The 21,217-nt window shown below is 64.5% G+C and carries 22 protein-coding genes, 1 tRNA gene and 1 pseudogene; 15 read left to right on the top strand and 9 right to left on the bottom strand.

Features of this window, described 5'->3' with window-relative positions:
- Positions 1-113 precede the first annotated feature (113 nt).
- The 3 genes from J2R76_RS30650 to J2R76_RS30640 are packed head-to-tail and all read right to left on the bottom strand — an operon-like array spanning position 114 to position 1,622.
- A complete protein-coding gene (locus J2R76_RS30650) occupies positions 114-488 on the bottom strand; it encodes a hypothetical protein (protein WP_057018949.1) in 375 nt (124 codons plus the stop codon).
- Between the two features lie 50 nt (positions 489-538).
- Complete coding sequence (locus tag J2R76_RS30645; RefSeq protein WP_225161514.1) at positions 539-826, bottom strand: DUF5658 family protein; 288 nt, start codon at positions 824-826, stop codon at positions 539-541.
- Positions 813-1,622, bottom strand: a complete 810-nt coding sequence (locus J2R76_RS30640; RefSeq protein WP_253625304.1) for a sterol desaturase family protein — start codon at positions 1,620-1,622, stop codon at positions 813-815. The genes J2R76_RS30645 and J2R76_RS30640 overlap by 14 nt, the downstream gene beginning before the upstream one ends.
- Before the next feature lie 230 nt (positions 1,623-1,852).
- On the opposite strand from J2R76_RS30640, the pseudogene J2R76_RS30635 reads away from it, so the two are divergent.
- Both J2R76_RS30635 and J2R76_RS30630 read left to right on the top strand, forming a co-directional pair.
- Positions 1,853-2,173: pseudogene (locus tag J2R76_RS30635) on the top strand (recombinase family protein); the annotation flags it as partial.
- Positions 2,174-2,432: 259 nt separating this feature from the next.
- On the top strand, positions 2,433-2,954 hold the full coding sequence (locus J2R76_RS30630; RefSeq protein ID WP_076834958.1) for an isoprenylcysteine carboxylmethyltransferase family protein: 522 nt from the start codon (positions 2,433-2,435) through the stop codon (positions 2,952-2,954).
- Positions 2,955-3,002: 48 nt separating this feature from the next.
- On the opposite strand, the gene J2R76_RS30625 is transcribed toward J2R76_RS30630, so the two are convergent.
- Positions 3,003-3,079 (bottom strand) — tRNA-Arg (locus J2R76_RS30625).
- A gap of 152 nt (positions 3,080-3,231) precedes the next feature.
- A complete protein-coding gene (locus tag J2R76_RS30620; protein ID WP_076834927.1) occupies positions 3,232-4,710 on the bottom strand; it encodes a sensor histidine kinase in 1,479 nt (492 codons plus the stop codon).
- Positions 4,711-5,075: 365 nt separating this feature from the next.
- Here J2R76_RS30620 and rpmH point away from each other — a divergent pair, with 365 nt between their 5' ends.
- The 11 genes from rpmH (at position 5,076) to dapE (ending at position 14,926) form a co-directional block, all read left to right on the top strand.
- Complete coding sequence (gene rpmH, locus J2R76_RS30615) at positions 5,076-5,210, top strand: 50S ribosomal protein L34 (RefSeq protein WP_008542748.1); 135 nt, start codon at positions 5,076-5,078, stop codon at positions 5,208-5,210.
- Between the two features lie 32 nt (positions 5,211-5,242).
- Positions 5,243-5,653: a ribonuclease P protein component gene (gene rnpA, locus J2R76_RS30610; RefSeq protein ID WP_057018968.1), complete on the top strand. Its 411-nt coding sequence runs from the start codon at positions 5,243-5,245 to the stop codon at positions 5,651-5,653.
- 3 nt (positions 5,654-5,656) lie between these two features.
- Complete coding sequence (gene yidC / locus J2R76_RS30605) at positions 5,657-7,552, top strand: membrane protein insertase YidC (RefSeq protein ID WP_076834926.1); 1,896 nt, start codon at positions 5,657-5,659, stop codon at positions 7,550-7,552.
- Positions 7,553-7,725: 173 nt separating this feature from the next.
- On the top strand, positions 7,726-8,379 hold the full coding sequence (yihA, locus tag J2R76_RS30600; protein WP_028335928.1) for a ribosome biogenesis GTP-binding protein YihA/YsxC: 654 nt from the start codon (positions 7,726-7,728) through the stop codon (positions 8,377-8,379).
- A complete protein-coding gene (locus J2R76_RS30595; RefSeq protein ID WP_141340928.1) occupies positions 8,376-8,744 on the top strand; it encodes a DUF423 domain-containing protein in 369 nt (122 codons plus the stop codon). The genes yihA and J2R76_RS30595 overlap by 4 nt, the downstream gene beginning before the upstream one ends.
- A gap of 224 nt (positions 8,745-8,968) precedes the next feature.
- On the top strand, positions 8,969-9,862 hold the full coding sequence (gene argB, locus J2R76_RS30590) for an acetylglutamate kinase (RefSeq protein ID WP_016848093.1): 894 nt from the start codon (positions 8,969-8,971) through the stop codon (positions 9,860-9,862).
- Between the two features lie 59 nt (positions 9,863-9,921).
- Positions 9,922-10,908 carry a DUF1036 domain-containing protein gene (locus tag J2R76_RS30585; protein WP_076834924.1) on the top strand — a complete coding sequence of 329 codons (987 nt, stop codon included), beginning with the start codon at positions 9,922-9,924 and terminating at the stop codon, positions 10,906-10,908.
- 190 nt (positions 10,909-11,098) lie between these two features.
- Positions 11,099-11,788 (top strand): pyrimidine 5'-nucleotidase, encoded by a 690-nt coding sequence (locus tag J2R76_RS30580; protein WP_076834923.1) that lies wholly within the window; start codon positions 11,099-11,101, stop codon positions 11,786-11,788.
- Positions 11,789-12,043: 255 nt separating this feature from the next.
- Positions 12,044-12,889: a 2,3,4,5-tetrahydropyridine-2,6-dicarboxylate N-succinyltransferase gene (gene dapD, locus J2R76_RS30575; protein WP_076834922.1), complete on the top strand. Its 846-nt coding sequence runs from the start codon at positions 12,044-12,046 to the stop codon at positions 12,887-12,889.
- Between the two features lie 241 nt (positions 12,890-13,130).
- On the top strand, positions 13,131-13,742 hold the full coding sequence (locus J2R76_RS30570) for a DUF805 domain-containing protein (RefSeq protein WP_076834921.1): 612 nt from the start codon (positions 13,131-13,133) through the stop codon (positions 13,740-13,742).
- A 17-nt stretch (positions 13,743-13,759) separates the two neighbouring features.
- Entirely contained in the window at positions 13,760-14,926 is a 1,167-nt protein-coding gene (gene dapE, locus J2R76_RS30565; protein WP_076834920.1) for a succinyl-diaminopimelate desuccinylase, read from the top strand.
- Between the two features lie 249 nt (positions 14,927-15,175).
- On the opposite strand, the gene truA is transcribed toward dapE, so the two are convergent.
- From truA to def, 3 genes are all read right to left on the bottom strand, one after another.
- Positions 15,176-15,913 (bottom strand): tRNA pseudouridine(38-40) synthase TruA, encoded by a 738-nt coding sequence (gene truA / locus J2R76_RS30560; RefSeq protein WP_076834919.1) that lies wholly within the window; start codon positions 15,911-15,913, stop codon positions 15,176-15,178.
- Entirely contained in the window at positions 15,913-16,848 is a 936-nt protein-coding gene (fmt, locus tag J2R76_RS30555) for a methionyl-tRNA formyltransferase (protein WP_076834918.1), read from the bottom strand. The genes truA and fmt overlap by 1 nt, the downstream gene beginning before the upstream one ends.
- 150 nt (positions 16,849-16,998) lie before the next feature.
- On the bottom strand, positions 16,999-17,526 hold the full coding sequence (gene def / locus J2R76_RS30550; protein WP_038385628.1) for a peptide deformylase: 528 nt from the start codon (positions 17,524-17,526) through the stop codon (positions 16,999-17,001).
- Between the two features lie 170 nt (positions 17,527-17,696).
- Here def and J2R76_RS30545 point away from each other — a divergent pair, with 170 nt between their 5' ends.
- Both J2R76_RS30545 and J2R76_RS30540 read left to right on the top strand, forming a co-directional pair.
- Positions 17,697-18,914 carry a DNA recombination protein RmuC gene (locus J2R76_RS30545; protein WP_076834917.1) on the top strand — a complete coding sequence of 406 codons (1,218 nt, stop codon included), beginning with the start codon at positions 17,697-17,699 and terminating at the stop codon, positions 18,912-18,914.
- 187 nt (positions 18,915-19,101) lie between these two features.
- Complete coding sequence (locus J2R76_RS30540) at positions 19,102-20,472, top strand: AmpG family muropeptide MFS transporter (RefSeq protein ID WP_076834916.1); 1,371 nt, start codon at positions 19,102-19,104, stop codon at positions 20,470-20,472.
- 299 nt (positions 20,473-20,771) lie between these two features.
- On the opposite strand, the gene J2R76_RS30535 is transcribed toward J2R76_RS30540, so the two are convergent.
- Positions 20,772-21,215: a hypothetical protein gene (locus J2R76_RS30535; RefSeq protein WP_371852196.1), complete on the bottom strand. Its 444-nt coding sequence runs from the start codon at positions 21,213-21,215 to the stop codon at positions 20,772-20,774.
- Positions 21,216-21,217: the final 2 nt, after the last annotated feature.

Raw genomic sequence — 21,217 nt, 5'->3', positions numbered from 1 at the left:
CCGCAACGGACGTGCTTCACGGCCGGCTCGCCGCACGCAGCGCACTCGTGCAGGCCTCGCTCAAGCAGGTTCGGTGCGGGTAGCCGCCCGCCTGCCGCGATCCTGGTCGAACGCTACTTCGGTCCGACGGTTCCGGTCACCTTCAGTCTCGCCGATCTCACCCAACCCGAGACGTCGTTGCCCGTCCCCGGATTGAGATACATCACCGACGACCAGCCATCCCTGGTTTGCGCATACGCGATCAGTGCGTCATTCGGAATGACGAACACGCCGCGGATCGGACAGTGCAGATTCGGTGCGGAGTAGAATTGCAGCCGTCCCGTGCCCGTCACCACATTGGCCAGCGGCGGCGACAGCATCGGGACGCGGCTGGTGCCGGTCTGCGGCTCCTTGCAGTTCGACGGCGTCTGCGCGTGCACGGTCGCCCCCGGAGCCCCCAGGATCAGGGCACAGCAGACCATGCAGGCGACAACGAACCTGTCCGACATCGCTGATCCTCCTGACGTCGCCGATTGCGGCAACCGGCGAAGGGATTGATTCAGTTCGTGCCCGCGATGATGACGAGATTGTTCAGGACAGGCGTGGAGCAGAACGCGACGACGAGAGCGATGTTGTAAACGTTGTTGCTCCGCCAAAGCAGCCACGTGACCACGAACGTCAAGCCAAGCTTGGGCACCAGCCACCAGACGCCGAACCATGTCTGCGCCAGATGCATGAACGGGTTCAACTCACCCAATCCGAGACTCAGGATCACATTCGTCGACTCAAGGTCGGCGTAACCCAGCAGCAGCGCGAGGAGCACCAAAAGACCCTTAACCCAATTCATTCCGAGACTCCCGATGCCAGTAATGCCGAAGATGCCGGATTGGCCAGATCACACTATTGATGATGTCCACGCGCTCGGCAGGCACGAGGCCCGTTGCAGGATATTCGTCCGGCTTCGGTATCCAGGCCGTGCCGAACAGAATGTCGAGAAACGGAAAGCAGGCAGCGAAATTTTTGTCCCTGTGCTCGGGAAGGACCGAATGATGGATCCGGTGCCATTGCGGATTGTTGATCCATGTCACATACCGACCGAGCGGAATGCGGACGTTGAGATGGGCACACGCATCGGGCATGAAGAAGATAAATCCCACCGCGATCACCATGTCCGGCGGGATGCGGAACAGGATCGCCATGATCGGAAGAAAGGCGTCGGACAACACCCGCTCCAGCCAGAAATGCCGGCCGCCGGTAATGAACGTGACGCCGTTCGCGCTGTGATGGAACGAGTGCATCGCCCATAGAAAGGGGATCGCATGTTGGAGACGATGATACGTGTACTTGTAGAGATCGAATGCAACCACGATGATTGCGAGTGAGACGTACCACCAGTAACCGTCGGTCGGCAGCTTGATCCAACCGAGACCGGTATAGCTCGCAATCTTGCCCGCGGTGATCGCCGCGATCGGAGCGAGCATGGACGACAACCCGAGGCTCACGATCACCGCGAGCCAATCATCACGAAACTCGGCGTAGGGAACGTCCGCAATCGGCCATCTTTTTTCCAGGATGCGGCTGGTGTAGACGATGCCCAGAAACACGGCCGCATAAAATATGGCGTTTGCGATGTCACTCTGCATGAGGGATGACTCGCCGGTTCAAAAGGACAGACAATAAGAATAAAAACATTGCTGTGCCTATAAGCTAAAAAAGCTTATTTTTTCTCAACGCTCCGGCGGGGGCAAGCAGGGTTTTTACGGGGCGGCCCTCGTCTTCGGCCCGATTCTGGCCCGCGCGGGCGCATTTTTTCCGGGCCGGTCTCCGATCCGGTGCGGCGATAGCCCGCTGAAGCGAACCCCGCGCCCGCCCGCGGGACATTGTGCGCACCGTGAAGGCGCGTGGTGCATCCCTGAGGGGCTATACAGAGCAACCCATCGACACCAGCACAGCAGCGGGCAAGCGCTTCCTGGACATGCTCGGTGTGTTCACCGAGTTCGAGACCAACCTCCGCAAAGAGCGGCAGCTTGAGAGTATCGCGGAGGCCAAGGCACGCGGGGTCTACCAAGACCACAAAGCGTCCATCGACACCGCCAAAGTGAAGGCGCTTAAGGCTGAAGGCATGGGAGCGTCCGCTATCGCGAAGGCGCTCAAGATTGGCCGCGCGTCGGTTTACCGGGCTCTTGAGGATTGAGGAGGGAAGCCAATGACACCCACAGCGCCCTCCAACTGTGACCACGGGCTGTGTGAGTGCAGTGGAACGCAATCGATCCAGAAGTGTCTGGGGATGCTCTACTGAAGACGAGCACGCATCAGCTGCCCGAACCAATGGGAGCTTGCGTGAATGGCGCGCCGTGGCCGATGAAGATGGGCACTACGTGTTCGCCGTGGCGCCATGATGCAACGGTTCAATTTTGCCGACCGCCTTGCGACAGGACGGAAAGGAGGTGCCCATGCCGAAAACGATCGCGGTATTGGGCTCTGCCCTCTTCTTTGCGGTTGCGCCCAGCTCGGTGGCGGGGCTCGTTCCCTGGTGGATTACGCGTTGGGAGTTTCGGCCGCCCTTCTTCGATCTCGACGCGACGCGCGCCGTCGGGATCCTGTTGATCGTCGCCGGTCTACCCGCGCTTGTCGACTCGTTTGCACGCTTTGCGCTGCAAGGATTGGGCACGCCGGCGCCGGTCGCACCGACGCAGAACCTCGTGGTGACGGGTCTCTATCGCTATGTGCGCAATCCTATTTACGTTGCCCTTGTCGCCGTCATTCTGGGCCAAGCGGTCTTGTTCGGCGACCAGCGCCTTCTTGGGTACGGTGTGTTGGTGTGGCTCGCCTTCCACGCGTTTGTCGTGGGGTACGAGGAGCCGGCGCTCGTTCGTATGTTCGGAACGGAGTACGAGGATTTCCGGGCCAATGTCCCGCGCTGGATTCCGCGGCTCACGGCCTGGCGAGCCGCACGACGCCGGAATCATTCGTGACGCGGGCGCCACCGCGGGAAGGGCGTGGTACCGCGCCCTGTCGTAAAATGGCGCGCCCGGAACGATTCGAACGTCCGACCCTCAGATTCGTAGTCTGATGCTCTATCCAGCTGAGCTACGGGCGCATTTTCGCGGGTGGGCTTGAGCCCGCATGGTCCCGGGAGGCCCGGAACGTCGCGAAAGAGCGCTCTAGCTACAGGCTCCGGGTCCGGTTGGCAAGGTCTGGAAACGCCAATTTCGGCCGCAGTTTTGGCCGCCCCGGAATACCGGAACGGCCTCAGGCCCTCGCCCGCTCGCTGCGGACCGACAGCAGTTCCACCGGACGATCCGGGATCGAAATCCGGAAGGTGGCGCCGATCGTGCCCTCGACCAGATGGATGTGGCCGCCGTGGGCCCGGATCAGCTCGGCGGCAATGGCAAGGCCGAGTCCGCTTCCGCCGGGGCGGCCGGAGGTCTGGAATGCCTCGAACAGATGCTCGCGCGCCTTGGTCGGGACGCCCGGACCGGTGTCGGAGACCTCGATGATCGCAACCGTCCCCTCGCGGCGGCCGGTGATGCGGATCTGCTGCGCGCCGCCGTCACCTGCGGGCCGGGTTTCCAACGCCTGCGCCGCGTTGCGCACCAGATTGAGCAGCACGCGGAACAGCTGGTCCGGGTCGGCGTCGATGGTCAGGCCGCGCTCGATCGCGCTGATCCAGGTGATCGCGACATCGGTGGCAAGCCCGGCCGACTCCCGCACCTCGGCGACCGCGGGCTCAACCATGATGACGCGGCGATCAGGCGCCGCCTCCTGCGCGCGGCCATAAGACAGTGTCGACTGGCAGAAGGCGATGGCGCGCTCCAGCGAGCGCAACAATTTCGGCGCAAAGCGTTGCACCCGCGGGTCGGGCACGCTGGCGAGCTGGTCCGACAGCAATTGCGAGGACGCCAGCAGATTGCGCAGATCATGGTTGATCTTGGAGACGGCGAGCCCGAGCGCGGCAAGCCGGCTCTTCTGATGCAGCATCGAGACGAGGTCGCGCTGCATGTCGGACAGCTCGCGCTCGGCAACGCCGATCTCGTCGCCGCGCTGGCTCGGCACGATGATTCGCGCCGAACTCTCCGGATTCTCATGGAAGCCGACCAGGCTCGCGGTCAGCCGCCGCATCGGGCGCACGAACAGATAATGCAGCGCCAGATAGACCAGACCGGCGGTCAGGCCGGCGATCAACAATGCAACGACCAAAACGTTGCGCGAGAAGCGGTACATCGCCTGCCGCAGCGGCTTCTCGTCGATCACGACCTCGATGAATTGCGCCTGGCCCGGCGCGGGTCCGACCACGCGGATGGTCTGGTCACCGTGCTCCAGCATGATCTCGAAGGCATCGACGATCGCCGACCATACCGTCATGGTCCGCATGTCGACGTCATGGTCGATCGCCGCCGGCAAATCGGCGCTGGCGAGCAGCCGGCGCTGCTGTCCCAATTTGATGGCGACGGCACGGGCGCCGATGCTGGTCAGGATCTGCCGCGCCAGCGAATCCGGCACCAGGCCGGACGGGGCGGCATCGAGCACCAGCGCCGCGGTATTGGCGGCGGCCAGGCGGTCATTGAGCCGGTTCATCCGGAAGTTGGCGATGGCCGGGACGTAGATCAGGAGCCCGGCGATCATCACCAGGGGAATCGTCAGCAGCAAAAGCTTGCCCGACAGCCCGAGCCGGGGGGACGGCTTGGGCCGCTGCTTCTGCGCGGTCGCCTGATCGTCAGTTAGAGCCACAAGATAAGGCCTTGTTTGGCTTAGGGGTCAGAAGATGCGGCCCGGCCCCCAAGCCGGTCAAATTACGGATCGCTAATGTGGACGGTTCCCCGAACGCCCCAAAGCGTCTCCATACCGTCAAATACCCCGCGAAATCAGATATATTCGCCCCAATTACGACGTTTCGAAGAACCCTTTTTGCGACGGCCTGTGACATTGACGAAAACAGGGCGCTCCCTTATAAGCCGCGCCAACTGTCCGCGATGGCCCGGTTCTTGACCCGGGGGCGGCTCTTTGGGGCCGTCAACGGCTCGTTTGGGCCCGCCAGCATCACCGGACTCCATCTCAATACAACGGCAAATTGCCCGGTCAGCGGAGAATTACCCGTGAAGCGGACTTATCAACCCAGCAAACTGGTGCGCAAGCGCCGTCACGGCTTCCGCGCCCGTCTCGCCACGGCCGGCGGCCGCAAGGTCCTCGCTGCGCGCCGCGCGCGTGGCCGCAAGCGCCTGAGCGCCTGAGCCCGGACGTCTCCTCTCCGGAGATACCCATTATGGATCGGCTGAGGCAGCGGGCGGATTTCCTCGCCGTTGCCAATGGCGCACGGGCGAATACCACAGCTTTTGTGCTGCAGGGCCGCCGCCGCGACGATCAGGGCCCGATCCGCGTCGGCTATACCGTCACCAAGAAGAACGGCACCGCGACCGAGCGCAACCGCATCCGCCGCCGGCTTCGCGAAGTGATGAGACAGGTCGACGCCGTATTCATGCGGCCGCACCATGATTATGTGCTAGTGGGCCGTCGTGACGCGCTGACCCGCGACTTTGCGACCATGCTTGACGACCTGCGGTCGGCGCTGCGCCGCCTCGACCGGCCTGCGCCCAACACGGGTAATAACAAGACGGGTACCAACAAGGCGGGTAACAAGAGCGCGCCCAATCCGAATGGAATGACGAGACCCTAAGAGATGTCCGACAACCGCAACACGATCCTTGCCGTCATTCTGTCCGGCCTCGTCCTGATCGCCTGGCAATATTTCTACAATGTGCCGCAGATGGAGAAGCAGCGCGAGGCGCAGCGCCAGGCGGAGTTGCAGAAGCCGGCGCCGCAGGCGACTCCGGGTGCTGCTCCCGGCACCGCTCCGGGTACCTCGGCGACTCCCTCTCCGGCTCCCGGCGCGCCTGCTGCTGACGCTCCGGTCGCGAGCCGCGAGACGGTGCTTGCCTCCGGCCCGCGCATCAAGATCGAGACCCCGCGCGTCACCGGCAGCATCGCGCTGAAGGGCGCCCGGATCGACGACCTGGCGCTGGTTCAGTTCCGCGAGACGGTCGATCCCAAATCGCCGGCTGTCGTGCTGCTTTCCCCGTCGGGCACGGCCGAGCCTTATTACGCCGAGTTCCTGTGGCTGACCGCCAACGGCTCATCGGTGAAGACGCCGAACGCCGAAACCGTCTGGCAGCAGGAGGGATCGAACACCCTGTCGCCGAGCACCCCGGTGATTCTGAAATACGAGAACGGCCAGGGCCTGACCTTCCGCCGCACCATCTCGATCGACGATCGCTACCTCTTCAGCATCAGGGACGAGGTCATCAATCAAGGCAGCGCGCCGGTGACGCTGTATCCGTTCGGTCTGATCTCGCGCGGTGGCAAGCCGCCGGTCTCCGGCTACGCGATTCTGCATGAAGGCCCGATCGGCTATCTCGGCGAACACGGCCTGCAGGAATTCAGCTACAAGAACATCGACGAGGCCAAGACCTCAACCGGCGGCAATTCGCGCGGCATCGTGTTCACGAAGGTCACCGACGGCTGGCTCGGCATCACCGACAAATACTGGGCCACGGCACTGCTGCCGGAGACCACCGCAACGCTCGAAAGCGCCCGCTTCACCACCGGCGACAAGCGCTACCAGACCGACTACATGCTCGGCGCGCAGACCATTCCGATCGGCGGCACCGGCGTTGCCAACGGGCGGCTGTTCGCCGGCGCGAAGGAGGCCGCCACGGTCGGCCTCAACTTCCCGCTGGTCGGCTTCGGCGGCTACAACAAGCAGCTCGGCCTCAACCATTTCGATCTCCTGATCGACTGGGGCCATTTCTACTTCATCACCAAGCCGATGTTCCTGGCGCTCGACTGGTTCTATCGCCTGGTCGGCAATTTCGGCATCGCGATCCTCTTGGTGACCGTGATCGTGAAGCTGTTGTTCTTCCCGCTCGCCAACAAGTCCTACGCCTCGATGGCGAAGATGAAGTCGGTGCAGCCGCAGCTGCAGGCGCTGAAGGAACGTTATCCTGATGACCGCGTGAAGCAGCAGCAGGAGATGATGGAGATCTACAAGAAGGAGAAGATCAACCCGATCGCGGGCTGTCTTCCCGTCGCCTTGCAGATCCCGGTGTTCTTCTCGCTCTACAAGGTGCTGTTCATCACCATCGAAATGCGGCACGCGCCGTTCTTCGGCTGGATCAAGGACCTCTCGGCGCCCGATCCGACCAACCTGTTCACGCTGTTCGGCCTCATTCCGTTCGATCCGATCGCGCTGCTCGGACCGCATTTCGGCGCCTATCTGGTGATGGGTATCTGGCCGATCATCATGGGCATCACGATGTGGGTCCAGATGAAGCTCAATCCGGCGCCGCCAGATCCGACCCAGAAGATGATCTTCGACTGGATGCCGCTGATCTTCACCTTCATGCTGGCCGGCTTCCCGGCGGGTCTCGTGATCTACTGGGCCTGGAACAACCTGCTGTCGGTGCTGCAGCAGAGCTACATCATGCGGCGCAACGGCGTGAAGGTGGAGCTGTTCGACAATCTGAAGTCGACGTTTCAAAAAAAAAGCGTGACGACTGAGACAAAGAAGGCGACGTAGCTTCCAGCAACGGCGCTTCGTCACCACGTCATGCCCGGCCTTGTGCCGGGCATCGACATATTGGAGGACGGCCAGAACCGAGGCTCTGGACGTTGACCTGGATGGCCGGGTCGTCCTACGCCAAGGACCCGCCTTGGGCCTTTGTCTGGCCGCGACGAGATGGAATCCTTCGCATGAGCACCGAACCCGATGCGGCGCTAATTGAGCAAGGCCGGAAACTGTTCGCCGGCGACTGGCGCTTCATCTGGGCCTCGCCCTCGATCGAGACGCTGCCGCCGATGGCCGGCCTCGAGGTCGCCTTTGCCGGCCGCTCCAATGTCGGCAAGTCGAGCCTGATCAACGCGCTGACCGGCCGCAGCAACCTGGCTCGCACCTCGCACACGCCCGGGCGCACCCAGGAGCTGATCTTCTTCGAGGGGCCGGAGAAGGCGGGCTTCCGCCTGGTCGACATGCCCGGCTACGGCTACGCCTCGGCGCCCAAGACCAAGGTGGCGTCGTGGACGGCGCTGATCCACAAATTCCTGCTCGGGCGCGCGACACTGGCGCGGGTCTACGTGCTGATCGACGCGCGCCACGGCATCAAGGACGTCGATCTCGACGTGCTGAAGACGCTGGACAAGTCCGCGGTGAGCTATCAGGTCGTGCTGACCAAGGCCGACCAGGTGAAGGCCGGCGAACTCAAGACCGTCATCGCCGACACGTCAGCAACGCTCGCAAAACATCCCGCCGCCTTCCCCGAAGTGCTGGTGACCTCGTCGCGCACCGGCGACGGCATGCCGGAGCTGCGTGCCGCCATGGTGCGCCTGATCGAGGAACGGCGCCGATGAGCGGCGCATCCCGCTTCCTGATCGGCCTTGCCGCCATCATGGGCGCTTGCGGCGTGATGCTGGCGGCGGCCGCAGCCCATCTGCCTGACGCCACGCGGCTGGCGGCGGCATCCTCGATGCTGCTGTTCCATGCACCCGCCGTAGTCGCGACCATCGCGGTCACGGATCGCGCGATCATCCATGCGAAGCTCGCAGTCGTGGCGGCGGCCGGCTTCGTCATCGCGGCGTCATTGTTCGCGGGCGACCTCGTGCTGCGCCAATATGCCGGCCATGGATTGTTTCCGATGGCTGCGCCGACCGGCGGAACGCTCTTGATCCTGAGCTGGCTGGTACTGGCGGTCGCGGCGGTGTGGCCGAAGCGGTGATGACCGCCATACTTCCTTCTCCCCTTGTGGGAGAAGGTGGCGCGGATGCAATCCGCGCCGGATGAGGGGTCTCTATCCGCGGAGACAGACCCCTCACCCGGCTTCGATGCCGTCGCATCGAAGCCACCCTCTCCCACAAGGGGAGAGGGTCAAGACCGCTTTGCGCCCTGCCCGCCAATCAGATAGAACCGCGCCACCCCTCCGCTGACGACGAGACCAGCCCCATGACCGACCAGCACATCAGCCCGCTCGATCAGGCCCGCATTCTGTCCGAGGCGCTGCCGCACATGCAGGAATATGACGAGGAAACCATCGTCATTAAATATGGCGGCCATGCCATGGGCGCCGAGGACACCGCGAAGGCGTTCGCGCGCGACATCGTGCTGCTCGAGCAGACCGCGATCAATCCGGTGGTCGTGCATGGCGGTGGGCCGCAGATCGCGACCATGCTGAAGCGCCTCGGCATCCAGTCGGAATTCGCCGCGGGCCTGCGCATCACCGACGCCGCGACCATCGAGATCGTCGAGATGGTACTGGCGGGCTCGGTCAACAAGCAGATCGTCGGCTACATCAACGAGGCGGGCGGCAAGGCCGTGGGCCTCTCCGGCAAGGACGGCAACATGGTGAAGGCGTCGAAGACGACGCGCACCATGGTCGATCCGGATTCCAACATCGAGAAGGCCATCGATCTCGGCTTCGTCGGCGACCCCGAAAAGGTCGACCTCACGCTGCTCAATCAGCTGATCGGCTATGAGCTGATCCCGGTGCTGGCGCCGCTGGCGACCTCGCAGGACGGCCAGACACTGAACATCAACGCCGACACCTTCGCCGGCGCAATCGCGGGCGCGCTCAAGGCCAAGCGCCTGTTGCTGCTGACGGACGTGCCGGGCGTGCTCGACAAGTCCAAGAAGCTGATTCCGGACCTGTCGATCAAGGAAGCCCGCAAGCTGATCGCCGACGGCACGATTTCCGGCGGCATGATCCCGAAGGTCGAGACCTGCATTTACGCGCTCGAACAGGGCGTGCAGGGCGTCGTGATCATCGACGGCAAGACGCAGCACGCGGTGCTGCTCGAGCTCTTCACCAACCAGGGCACCGGCACGCTGATCCACAAGTAATGGCAGACGCGGGACACACGGCGAGGATTCCTCGCCGGTCGCTGCCGGCGCGGCTCGCGATGTCGCTGCCGGCCGCGCTGGTGTCGTTCCTGTTCTCGTCGGCGCCGGCGCATGCCGATCTCAAGCTCTGCAACCGCATGAGCTATGTGATCGAGGCCGCGATCGGCATCGACGACAAGGCCGCGACCGCGACACGCGGCTGGTTCCGCATCGATCCCGCGACCTGCCGGGTCGTGGTGCAGGGCGCGCTCACCGCCGACCGCGTGCTGCTCAATGCGCGGGCGCTCGGCGTCTACGGCGCCTCGCCGATCCCGCAGAACGGCACCGACACGCTCTGCGTGGCGCAGGACAATTTCGTGATCGCCGCCGCGCGACAATGCCGTTCCGGCCAGATGCCCGCGCAATTCACCCAGATCACGCCGACCAAGACCGACGACGGCCATCTGGTCGCCTATCTCGCCGAAGACAGCGAATATGACGACGAGCAGGCGCGCCTCGCCGGCATCCAGCGCCTCTTGGTGATCGCGGGCTACGATGCCGCGCCGATCGACGGCGTCGACGGGCCGAAGACCCAGAGTGCGCTGGCGGCATTCCTCAGGAGTCGCGGGCTCGCCAGCGACATCGTGCAGTCGCCGAATTTCTTCGCCACCATGATCGATGCCGTGCAGAAGCCGTCGCCATCGGGGCTGACCTGGTGCAACGACACGCCGCACAAGGTGATGGCCGCGGTTGCAACCGACGACGGCAAGGTGGTGACCAGCCGCGGCTGGTATCGCATCGACCCCGGCAAGTGCCTGCATCCGGACGTGTCAGGCACGCCGAAGCAGATCTATTCGTTTGCTGAAGCGGTCGACAACGACAACCGGGCCATCCGCATCAAGGACAAGCCGCTGAACTGGGGCGGCGGGGTCCAGCTCTGCACCCGCGAAAGCAAGTTCGAGATCAACGAACAGGGCGACTGCAGCACCCGCGGCCTCGCCGCACTCGGCTTCACCACCGTCGACATGACCAGCGGCGGCAAGACGCTGCGCTTTGCGATGCCGTGATGAAGATAATGAGGCCGCAAACATCGATGTCGTCCTGGCGAAGGCCAGGACCCATTACCACAAGACTGCGTTTGGCGAAGAACGACGAGCACCGTGCCACATTGATAGATTCCGCGGTATGGGTCCTGGCTTTCGCCAGGACGACGGCGGAGGGCGGAACGACGTTCACGCTGACAAGTGGAGAGCCACAATGAATACTCCCCGCAGCTTCAGCCATGTCGAGACCTGGGTGTTCGACCTCGACAACACGCTGTACCCGCATCACGTCAACCTGTGGCAGCAGGTCGATGCGCGGATCGGCGAGTTCGTCAGCAACTGGCTGAAGATCTCTCCCGAGGAAGCACGGCGGCTGCAGAAGGACTACTACCTGCGCTACGGCACCACGATGCGCGGTATGATGACCGAGCACGGCGTGCAGGCCGACGACTATCTCGCTTATGTGCACAAGATCGACCACTCGCCGCTGCAGCCGAATCCGGCGATGGGAGCCGCGATCGCAAAACTGCCGGGGCGCAAGCTGATCCTGACCAACGGCTCGGTCGACCATGTCGATGCGGTGCTGGGCCGGCTCGGCATCGGCAACCATTTCGACGGCGTGTTCGACATCATCGCCGCCGATCTCGAGCCGAAGCCGGCACCGCAGACCTACCAGAAGTTCCTCAGGCTCCACGACGTCGATCCGGCGAGGGCTGCGATGTTCGAGGACCTCGCGCGCAATTTGGTGGTGCCGCATGAGCTCGGCATGACCACCGTGCTCGTCGTGCCCGACGGCAGCCAGGAGGTGGTGCGCGAGACCTGGGAGCTCGAAGGCCGCGACGCCGCCCATGTCGACCATGTCACGGATGATCTCACCGGCTTCCTGCAGCAGCTGAAGCCGTAGCCTCTCAACAGGTGTCGTCCCGGCGAAAGCCGGAACCCATAACCACCAATCTGCGCTTGGCTACGCGCCGTGGCACCAGCGTGCCGCAACACGGGCATTTGTGGTTATGGGTCCCGGCTCGCGCTTCGCTTGGCCGGGACGACGGAAGAGAGACCACTCGGCGACGGAGGAGTTTGCCTTGACTCCGCGGCCCCAAATTCCGAAAAAGCCCCGCAAAATCCCGTCATAATCCCCGATACGCCAAGGATTGTCCCGATGTCGCTGTCCGCCCTCGAAACCACCGTCAACACCGCGTTCGACGCCCGCGAAGGCATTTCGACCTCGACCAAGGGCGAGGTCCGCGAGGCGGTCGACCACGCGCTGGAGCTGCTCGACAAGGGCGAGGCCCGTGTCGCCGAGCGCGAGACGAGCGGCAAGTGGAAGGTCAATCAGTGGCTGAAGAAGGCCGTGCTGCTGTCGTTCCGCCTCAACGACATGGGTCAGATCGCGGGTGGCCCGGGCAAGGCATCGTGGTGGGACAAGGTGCCGTCGAAGTTCGAGGGCTGGGGCGAGAACCGTTTCCGCGACGCCGGCTTCCGCGCCGTGCCGGGCGCGATCGTGCGCCGCTCGGCCTTCATCGCCCGCAACGTCGTGCTGATGCCCTCCTTCGTCAATCTCGGCGCCCATGTCGATGAAGCCACCATGATCGACACCTGGTCGACGGTCGGCTCCTGCGCCCAGATCGGCAAGCGCGTGCACATCTCCGGCGGCGTCGGCATCGGCGGCGTGCTCGAGCCGCTGCAGGCCGAGCCCGTGATCGTCGAGGACGACTGCTTCATCGGCGCGCGCTCGGAGGTCGCCGAGGGCGTGATCGTGCGCAAGGGCGCGGTGCTGTCGATGGGCGTGTTCCTCGGCGCCTCGACCAAGATCGTCGACCGCGAGACCGGCGAAATCTTCGTCGGCGAGGTCCCGGAATATGCCGTCGTGGTGCCCGGCACCCTGCCGGCCAAGCCGCTGAAGAACGGCCAGCCGGGACCTGCCACCGCCTGCGCCGTGATCGTCAAGCGGGTCGACGAGCGCACCCGCGCCAAGACCAGCATCAACGAGCTGCTGCGGGATTGATCGCTTTTCCGCCGCGAGATCAGTCCATCACCGTCACCCTGAGGAGCCTGCGAAGCAGGCGTCTCGAAGGGTCGACGGCCACCAGCGGGGCCGTGCATCCTTCGAGGCTCGCCCAGCGGCGCAATTGCGCCGCAAGGCTCGCACCTCAGGACGACGGGTCTGGACTGATCGAACCAATTTCGATCCGACGCCGACATATCTCCGGGCTGCGAAGAATTGCCGCAGCCCGGAGCTTATTTTCATGGACTGGGCCAACTACCTGTTCGGCTTCAAGGGCCGCGTCAACCGGGCCAAATTCTGGCTCGCAGGGCTGATCATCGTCTGCTGGATGATGTTCCTAGCTTTACTCGCGGTCTCGGCCGGCCTCGGCGGCAAGAACGGGTTCAGCTTCAATGTCGACGACATCTTCCGGGCCTTCGACCCCGACAGCTACAAATCGCTGAGCTGGGCCGGATTGCCGGCATTGCTGGTCAAGGCCTGCGGAACGTTCTTGTTCGTTTGGGTCTATGTCGCTGTCTCGATCAAGCGACTGCACGACCGCGACAAGAGCGGCTGGTGGATGGTCCCGTTCTTCGCGATCCCGGGTCTCATGAGCCAGTTCTCGGACCGGCTCTCCGATGAATCCTATTGGGTGACGGCCGCGGGCCTGATCGTCTTCGTGCTTTATGTCTGGGGCTTCGTCGAGCTCGCCTTTCTGCGCGGCACCAGCTACCCCAATCGCTACGGCCCCAATCCGCTTGGGAAAACCCATGTGCGGCAAGGCCGCGACAGCGGGTCGCGCTCCGCGCGCGGCTGGGATCAGCAGAGCGAGATCGATATCGTGCCGCACAAAGCTGGTCCACCCGCCGTGTGACGTGTTAAGCGAGGCGCATGAGTGATGCCGTCTCGATTACCCGCGATCTCGTTCGCTGCCCCTCCGTCACCCCGGCCGACGCCGGCGCGCTTGGCGTTCTCGAAAACCTGCTGAAAGCCGCAGGCTTCGAAGTCCACCGCGTGACCTTCTCCGAGCCCGGCACCGCCGATATCGACAACCTCTATGCGCGCATCGGCACCTCGGCGCCGCATATCACCTTCGCTGGCCACACCGACGTGGTGCCGCCCGGCGATGAAGCGGCGTGGACGCTCGGCGCGTTCTCCGGCGAGGTGAAGGACGGTTATCTCTATGGCCGCGGCGCCGTCGACATGAAGGGCGGCATCGCCTGCAGCGTCGCCGCGGTGCTGCAATATCTGCAGGACCGTGGCGGCAAGCCACAAGAGAATGGCAACGGCTCGATCTCCTTCCTGATCACCGGCGACGAGGAAGACGTCTCGATCAACGGCACCGTCAAGCTGTTGAAATGGTGCGCCGAGCGTGGCGAGACATTCGATCATTGCGTGCTCGGCGAGCCCTCGAATGTCGAAGTGCTGGGCGACATGATCAAGATCGGCCGGCGCGGCTCGCAGTCCGGCACGCTGGTGGTCGACGGCGTGCAGGGCCATGTCGCCTATCCGCACCGCGCCTCCAACCCGGTGCCTGATATCTCGCGGCTGATCGTGGCGCTGAGTGACGAGCCGCTCGATCACGGCAGCGCGCAGTTCCAGGCCAGCAACCTCGAATTCACCACCGTCGATGTCGGCAACACCGCGACCAACGTGATCCCCGGCCAGGCACGGGCGAAGTTCAACATCCGCTACAACGACAACCACACCCAGGAGAGCCTGCGGCAGATGGTCGATGAGCGGCTGGCGAAAGCCTGCGGCAACCGGATCCGCGCCCATATCGATTGGCAACCGTCGAACTCGAACGTGTTCGTCACCCAGCCCGGCCCGTTCACCGACCTCGCGGTCGCCGCGATCGAGGAGATCACCGGCCGCAGGCCGGAGCTATCGACCTCCGGCGGCACCTCGGACGCGCGCTTCATCTCGAGCTATTGCCCGGTGATCGAGTTCGGCCTGGTCGGTCAGACCATGCACCAGGTCGACGAGCGCACGCCGGTGGCCGATCTGGAGAAGCTGACGCGGATCTATCGGGGCGTGCTGGAGCGGTATTTCGGGTAGGCCAGCCGCCCGGCTGGACAAAAACATCGAAAACAACCCCATGCACAGTAGGGGTTGGGGCTCCGAGTTATCCACCCGCACCAGATACAGCGTGGTATTTCGGGTACTCACATCCGTAGAATGGGTAGAGCGCAGCGAAACCCATCATGGGCGCCGCGGATTCGAAGTGATGGGTTTCGCGGAGTTTATCATCGGGCCGCGCGTTGCGCGGACCCGTTGGCTTCACCCATCCTACGAGATCATTCCCGCCTAGTAATCCACCCGCATCAGGTAGAGCCCGTCCGGCGGCGCCACGGGGCCGCAGGCGGCGCGGTTGCGGGCGGCGAGCGCACCGGCAAGATCGTCGGCGCTCCAGCGACCCTCGCCGACCCAGACCAGCGAGCCCACCATCGAACGCACCTGGCTGTGCAGGAACGAGCGCGCCGACGTCACGATGTTGACGGCGGCGCCGTCACGGGTGACATCGAGCTGATCGAGCGTCTTCTCCGGCGATTTGGCCTGGCACTCGGTGTCGCGGAAGGTGGTGAAGTCGTGCTTGCCGAGCAGGCGCTGCGCGGCGGCGTGCATCGCGTCAGCATCGAGCGCGCGCGGCACGCGCCAGACGCGGCCGATGTCGAGCGCGAGGTTCGCGCGCGTGTTGGTGATGCGATAGAGATAGTGCCGCCTGGTCGCGGAGAACCGCGCCTCGAAATCGTCGGGCACGATGTCAGCCGCGAGCACGCCGATCGGATTGGGCCGCAGATGCGCATTCAGCCCGTCGCGAAAGCGGCCGGGCGGAAAATGCTTGGCGATGTCGCAATGCGCGACCTGGCCGCGCGCATGCACTCCGGCATCGGTACGCCCTGCGCCGTGGACGCGCACGTCCTCGCCGCAGATCGCCTTGACCGCCGCCTCCAGCGCGCCCTGCACGGTCGGCGCGGTGTCCTGGATCTGCCAGCCGGAGAACGGCGTGCCGTCATATTCGATGGTGAGCTTGTAGCGGGGCATCAGCCGAGCCGCGCAGGCGGCTTCAACGGCGTGCCGCGCAAGAAATCCGCTGCCTTCATCGGCGCCTTGCCGGCGCGCTGCAGTTCGAGGATCCGGATCGCGCCGTCGCCGCAGGCGATCGCGAAATTGTCGTCGAGCACATCGCCCGGTGCGCCCGAGCCTTTCGCCAGCTCGCAGCGCAGGATCTTCAGCCGCACCGGCTCGCCTTCGCCGGCAAGCTCGCACCAGGCGCCGGGAAACGGCGAGAGCCCGTGAATGTGCCGCAGCACCATATGCGCCGGCTGTGTCCAGTCGATCCGCGCCTCGGCCTTCTCGATCTTGGCCGCATAGGTGACGCCGTCCTCGCTCTGCTTCGTCAGTTGCAAGCCGCCGCGCCCGAGCGCCGCCATCGCGCGCACCATCAGGTCGGCACCGAGCGGCGCCAGCGCGTCGTGCAGATCGGATGCCGTCATGCTGTCCGATATCGGCAACCGCTCGGCCATCGCGACGTCCCCGGTGTCGAGGCCGACATCCATCTTCATCACCATCACGCCGCTCGCGGCATCGCCAGCCATGATGGCGCGGTTGATCGGCGCGGCGCCGCGCCAGCGCGGCAGCAGCGAGGCATGCAGGTTGAAGCAGCCGAGCTTCGGCGCGTCGAGAATGGCTTGCGGCAGGATCATGCCATAGGCGACGACGACGGCGGCATCCGCGTCATGCGCGCGAAACTCCTCGAGCGCTTCCGAGGTCTTGAGGGTCTTCGGCGTCAGCACGGGAATGCCGAGGCGGCGCGCCTCCTGCTCGACCGGCGTCGGCTGCAATTGCAGGCCGCGCCGCCCGCCCGGCTTCGGCCCGCGGGTGTAGACCGCCACGACCTCATGGCCATGGGCTACGAGCTCCAGCAGCGTCGGCACCGCGAAATCGGGCGTGCCCATGAAGATCAGGCGGAGAGGCATTAGACAGGCTCGGTAGCAGTTGGAGTGCTTAAGCGCGAAGCGCGTCTTCGCACAAGAAGCCCCGGGCATCCACGTTTTCGGCGACAGCGAAGCAAGACGTGGATGGCCGGGTCAAGCCCGGCCATGACGCGTCCGGGAAAGCGACCGCGCCTACTCCGCCGCGCGCTTGGCGGCCTTCTCGAATTTCTTGAACACGCGGTCGCGCTTCAGTTTCGACAGATAATCCACGAACAGCACGCCGTTGAGATGATCGATTTCGTGCTGGATGCAGGTGGCGTAGAGCCCTTCCGCATCCTCCTCATGCACCGTGCCGTCGAGATCGGTGAATCGCACGCGCACCCGCGCCGGCCGCTCGACCTCCTCGTAATATTCGGGGATCGACAGGCAGCCCTCTTCGTACACCGACAGTTCTTCCGAACGCGCAATGATCTCCGGATTGATGAAGACGCGCGGCTTCGCCGTGGTCTCGCCGTTCTCGTCGCGCTTGGCGAGATCCATGGTGATCAGCCGCAGCGGCTGCGCGACCTGAATCGCCGCGAGCCCAATGCCGGGCGCGTCATACATGGTCTCGAGCATGTCGTCGGCCAGCTTGCGGATCTCCGGCGTCACCTTCTCGATCGGTTTCGACACCAGCCGCAACTGCTTGTCCGGCAGGATGATAATTTCTCTTAATGCCATGGCGGCGATTTAAGCTGCTGACTTCATGGGGTCAATGCGCTCAGGAACCCGTTAGGACAACCTTAACCACGTTTCTTCACCCCGCATTAACCCGGAAAATCAGGAATGCATTTGCCTTAAACGTTCCCTCTTCGTTCGCACCTGGCCGCGAATCGGCTACAACTGCCGGCATGAACGAGATTCTCCTCACGATTGGCGACCTTCCCGTCCGTGTCTCCGACGCCTTGATCGGCCTTGGGGCGCTGGCGCTGATCCTGCTGTTCGCCATTGCGGTGGTGATCGCACGCGCCAGCCGGCGCGGCGCGGAACTCGCAATGGCCCAGGCCATCCGCGCCGACGAACTGGAGGAGCGCCTCGCCGACATGCTGCGGGCCCAGAGCGAATCCTCCGGGCGGGTCGATGCCAAGGTTGATACTATGGCGCAGGCGCTGGCCGGCCGCCAGGCCGAGATGGCCCGCGCCGTCAACGAGCGGCTCGATTCGGTGACCCACCGGGTCGGCCAGTCGATGGAGCAATCGACCCGCAACACGATGGATTCGCTGCGCGTGCTGCACGAGCGGCTCGGCATCATCGACCACGCCCACAAGAACCTCAACGAGCTCACCACCCAGGTGACGACGCTGCGCGACGTGCTCGCCAACAAGCAATCGCGCGGCGCCTTCGGCCAGGCGCGGATGGAGGCGATCGTCCAGGACGGCATGCCGAAGGGCTCGTTCGAGTTCCAGTACACGCTGACGTCGGGCAAGCGGCCGGACTGCGTGGTGTTTCTGCCCGACCAGCGCCCGCTCTGCATCGACGCGAAATTCCCGCTCGAGGCCATGACCGCGCTGCACGATGCGCGCAGCGACGAGGAGCGCAAATTCGCCAGCCAGCGGCTGCGCGCCGACGTGCTGAAGCATGTCAGCGACATCGCGGAGAAGTACCTGATCCCTGGCGAGACCCAGGACACCGCGCTGATGTTCGTGCCGTCGGAATCGGTCTATGCCGAGATCCATGACGGCTTCGACGACGTGATCCAGAAGGCCTATCGCGCGCGCGTCGTGCTGGTATCGCCCTCGCTCTTGATGCTGGCGATCCAGGTGATGCAGCAGATCCTGAAGGACGCCCGCATCCGCGACGCCGCCGACCAGATCCGCAACGAGGTGATGCATCTCGGCGACGACCTCGGCCGCCTGCGCGATCGCGTGCTCAAGCTGCAGACCCATTTCGGCCAGGTGAACGAGGACGTCAGGCAGATCCTGATCTCCGCCGACAAGATCGAGAAACGCGCCGGCCGGATCGAGGAACTCGACTTCAGCAAGTCCGAGACCCCGATCGAGGTCCCCCGCTTCGTCAAGCCCGCCCCCGACCTGTTCCCCGCCCCGCGCAAGCTGCAGGCAGGGGAGTAGCCACCTCGCCCCGCTTGCGGGGAGAGGTCGAAATTCGCGCATCGCGCGAATTTCGGGTGAGGGGGAGCTTCCGCACATTGCACCCGTCATAATTCGCTGAGAAAGCCCCTCACCCCAACCCTCTCCCCGCGAAAGAGCGGGGAGAGGGAGCCAAGGCAGCTGCGGTCGAATCTGCTAACAGAGGGACATGACCGCGCCCGAAGTGACCGCGACCCAATCGGAAAAGAATCCCCCCGCCGCCACCTCCTGGCGCGACAGTTTTGCGGTGTATCTGCAGCCGCGGGTGCTGATCGTGCTGCTGCTGGGCTTCTCCTCGGGGCTGCCGCTGGCACTGTCGGGCTCGACGCTGCAGGTCTGGATGAAGGAGGCCGGGGTCGATCTCGGCACCATCGGGCTGCTGGCGCTGATCGGCACGCCCTACACGCTGAAATTCCTCTGGGCGCCGCTGGTCGACGCGCTGCATGTTCCGCTGTTCACGCAGATGTTCGGCCGCCGCCGCGGCTGGCTGCTGTTCTCGCAGCTGCTGCTGATCGCGGCGATCCTGGTGCTGGCGATGGCCGATCCGGCGCGATCGCCGTGGTTCGCGGCCTTCGCCGCGCTGCTGGTCGCAACCGCATCGTCGACGCAGGACATCGTGGTCGATGCCTTCCGCGTCGAAAGCCTGCCTGAAAGCGAGCAGGCCGCCGGCATGGCGTCCTATGTCGCGGCGTACCGCGTCGGCATGCTGGTCTCGACCGCAGGCGCGCTGTTCATCGTCAGCGGCTTCGAGTCCGCTGGCCTCGTGCGCCTGTCGGCCTGGATGTGGGGCTACGTGGTGATGGCCGCGCTGGTCGTGATCGGCATCGTCACCGCGCTTGCGGCGACCGAGCCGACGCAATCGAAGGGCGCGGAGGCGGCGACGCATGCGCAGAACCCGGCCGAACGCGTGCTACATGCCGCGCTCGGCGCGTTCTCCGAGTTCCTCAGCCGCAAGGACGCCTTCGCGGCGCTCGCCTTTGTGGTGCTGTTCAAGTTCACCGACGCGTTTTCAGGCACCATGACCGCGCCGTTCGTGATCGACATCGGCTTTTCCAAGGTCGATTACGCGGCGATCGTGAAAGGCGTCGGCCTTGCCGCGACCCTGATCGGCGGCTTTGCCGGCGGCTTCGTGGCGCGGCGCTATTCGCTCGCGACTAGCCTCTGGATCGGCGGCGTGCTGCAGGCGGTCGCCAATCTCTCATTCTCCTGGCTCGCCCATGTCGGCGTCGATCAATGGGCGCTCGCGCTTGCGATCACCGCGGAGAATTTCACCAGCGCGATCGGCACCGTGATCTTCGTCGCCTATTTGTCGGCGCTGTGCCGCAATCCGCTGCACACCGCGACCCAGTACGCGCTGCTCACGGCGCTCGCCGCGGTCGGCCGCACCTATCTGTCGTCAGGCGCCGGTTATGTCGCCAAGGCCGTCGGCTGGCAGATGTTCTTCGTGATCTGCGTGCTGGTCGCGATCCCGAGCCTGATCCTGCTCGCCTGGCTGCAGCGGCGCGGGCATTTCGACGAGCTGGGGCCGGTCAGGGTTTAGTCGCCTGTAGCCCGGCTTGACCGGGTGAATCCGCCCTGTATTCCAGAGGCGTTCGTAATTCAGCGGGGAAGCGGCGGAACCACTCTCTCCGCGCGTCGTCCTGGCGAAAGCCAGGACCCATTACCCCAAATGCGAATTGTTGCGCGATGTCGAGGCCACGATCCATCCGACAAGCAAGGCCAGTGATTATGGGTCCTGGCCTTCGCCAGGACGACGATGAGGATGGGTCGCAACTCAAGAAACAGCGCGGTGTCATTACCCGCGCATCCAGGCGATGACACCGTAACCGAGGCACGATCCTACTTCGCCACCACGCTCCACTTTGTGACGATGGCTTCGCTCATCTCGCCGGCGTCCTTGGCGCAGGCGACTTCGTCGACCTTCACCGAGATTTCCTTGCCGGAGAGGCTTTTGAGTTGCGCGGCCTGGGCGTCGTTGGTCGGAATCAGCTGGAAGGTTTCCGGCCCGGTCTCGAGATTGCACAGACCGTTCGGCGGCGGCAGGCGGCGCGGCTCGCTGGTGATCTGGTAGGTCGCGACGCGCTTGCCGCGGTTCTTGGCGTCACGCACCTTCATGACGCCGAGCTCTCCCGACAGCACGTCGCCGGCGTGGATCATCTTGCCGGGCTTCTGCGGGGCGTCGGCCTGCTGCGCGAGCGCGCAAGGCGCGGCGAACGTTGCCGTCAGAAGCGCAAAGCCCAAACGTACGCCGAACAAGCGTACGCCGAATCGGTGTGCCGTCATTG

Origin of the sequence: Bradyrhizobium sp. USDA 4532, from assembly GCF_024171315.1 — a bacterium.
In the GTDB taxonomy this organism is placed as follows: domain Bacteria; phylum Pseudomonadota; class Alphaproteobacteria; order Rhizobiales; family Xanthobacteraceae; genus Bradyrhizobium; species Bradyrhizobium australafricanum.
This window is presented reverse-complemented; position numbering and strand designations above follow the sequence as displayed.